The 2,260-nt window shown below is 32.0% G+C and carries 2 protein-coding genes; both read left to right on the forward strand.

Translation table 11 applies throughout. The features are described 5' to 3' along the window. Positions 1 to 25 precede the first annotated feature (25 nt). Positions 26 to 1,549, forward strand: coding sequence for an aromatic amino acid ammonia-lyase (locus U9R42_12520; protein ID MEA3496842.1), 1,524 nt, complete (start codon positions 26 to 28; stop codon positions 1,547 to 1,549). A 60-nt stretch (positions 1,550 to 1,609) separates the two neighbouring features. Continuing rightward, positions 1,610 to 2,023, forward strand: a complete 414-nt coding sequence (locus U9R42_12525) for an aspartyl protease family protein (GenBank protein ID MEA3496843.1) — start codon at positions 1,610 to 1,612, stop codon at positions 2,021 to 2,023. The last annotated feature ends 237 nt before the right edge of the window (positions 2,024 to 2,260 follow it).

The raw sequence follows: 2,260 nt of genomic DNA on the forward strand, positions 1-2,260 counted from the left end.
TAATTAAATTTAATATATATAAAATATGACACTAATAATAGAAGGAAAAAATTTAAAAATTGAAGATGTAGTAAAAGTTGCAAGACATAATGAAAAAGTAGAACTTCATGCCGATTCAATAAAAAGAATAAATAAATGCCGTGCAATGCTTGAAAGAAAAATTGAAGCACATGAAATAATGTATGGTGTAAATACCGGAATTGGTGAATTTTCAGAAGTTGTATTGGATGATGACCAAGTTAAAGATTTTCAAAAATACCTAATTTATAATCATGCTGCCGGAATAGGTGATCCTGCTCCTATAGAATATGTACGAGCTGCAATGCTTGGAAGAATAAATGTTCATTCTCATGGTAATTCCGGAGTTCGTATTGAAATTACCCAAACTCTTGTTGATTTACTTAACAAAGGTGTTACACCTTTTGTTTGCCAAAAAGGATCAGTAGGTGCAAGCGGAGACCTTGCTCCTATGTCTCAAATTGCTCTTTTAATGATGGGCGAAGGACAGGCTTATTACAAAGGACAATTGATGGAAAGTAAAAAAGCTATGGATTTGGCTGGCATTGCTGTACCCGGATTACATGCTCGTGATGGCTTAGCTACTATCAACGGTTCAAATTTGTTAACTGCAATGAGTGCTATCTGGCTTTACGATGCAAATAGATGGTTAAAGCAAGCAGAAATTGCTGCATCCATGAGCCTTGAAGCTCTTAAAGCCAATATGAAACCTTATACCAAAAAGCTTCATGAAGTAAGAGGATTTAAGGGAGCTGTAAGAAGTGCAGAAGCTATAAATAAATGTGTTCAAAAAGGAGATCTTAAATTAGAAAAAGTTCAATGTAAAGTTCAGGATGCTTACTCAATGCGGTCAACACCGCAAGTAATTGGTGCAGCTCATGATGCTCTTGCTTACGCAAAATCACAGGTGGAAATAGAATTAAATGGTGTAGGTGACAATCCTATTTTCTTTCCTGATGAAGATATGCAAATTTCAGGTGCTAACTTTCAAGGAACTCCTGTTTCTGTTCCTATGGATATGGCAGGTTATTGTATTACAATGGTTAGTATTATGTCGGAAAGAAGAATGAACAGACTTAATAATCCTGCTTTGAGTGTTGGTTTACCAGCATTTCTTACTAAAGGAGCAGGAATGTTTTCAGGGCTTATGCTTAGCCAATATACTGCTGATATGCAAATTGTTGAACAAAAAATCCTCTCTGCCCCTGCTTCAATACAGTCAATTCCTGCGGCTGCCGATCAGGAAGATTTTGTTTCAATGGGAATGAATACTGCAATTAAAAACTTTCAAATACTGGATAATGCTTATGGAATTCTCGGTATTGAATTTATGGCTGCTGCTCAAGCTCTTGATTTTAGAGATTATAATTTTGGTACAGGAACAACTAAAGCAAAAGAAATTATTCGTAAATATGTAGATTTCCTTGAAATTGACAGACCACTATATGCCGACCATACTAAAATGAAAGAACTTGTAAAGTCTTGTGAAATTCTTGAAGAAGTTGAGAAAATTATTGGCTCTTTAGAATAATCTAGTACATTTTTTTGAATTCAAGGGAACTTCTAAGTAATGACTTTAAGTGATATTAAAATGGAAATCATCCCAATTGATGAGGATGGTTTCCATTGTTTTGTTGATATACAAATTGAAAATGGAGTAAAAGCACGAATGCTACTTGATACAGGAGCGGCTAAAACTGTTTTTGATATTAATTTTTTAAAACAAAACAAAATTGAATCAAAATTTACAAAACAGAAACAAGATAATTTTGACTTAGAAGATAAAAAGAAAAATGAAATATTTTTTACAGAACTTGACATAAAAATTGGGGAAAACGAATATCCTGAATTTTATACAGAGTTGATTGACCTTTCTCCTATCAACCTATTTTACAAAGCAATCGAAATACCTGAAATACAAGGTACAATTGGTAACGATCTACTCTACTATTTTGATGCAGTTATTGATTTTGAGAATGAAAAATTAACGGTAAAAGGTTATTGATTTTTTAAGAAACAAATTGTGATAGATATTATTGATTAAAGGCTTTTGAATTAAAAAAAATTAAAGAAGCATTATTAAATTTACTCAAAAGAAAATCATTCGTGTTAAATTTTTTAGTCTTTAAATATTTTTCAATAAGAGAATGGCATGTTTCCATGATAAAATTGGTTAAAATCCAATGATAAAATCAAATAAAAATGGTTAGAATCCAATGATGAAATTGAACAAAATTGGTTA

It is taken from the genome of Bacteroidota bacterium, from assembly GCA_034723125.1.
Taxonomy (GTDB): Bacteria; Bacteroidota; Bacteroidia; order CAILMK01; family JAAYUY01; genus JAYEOP01.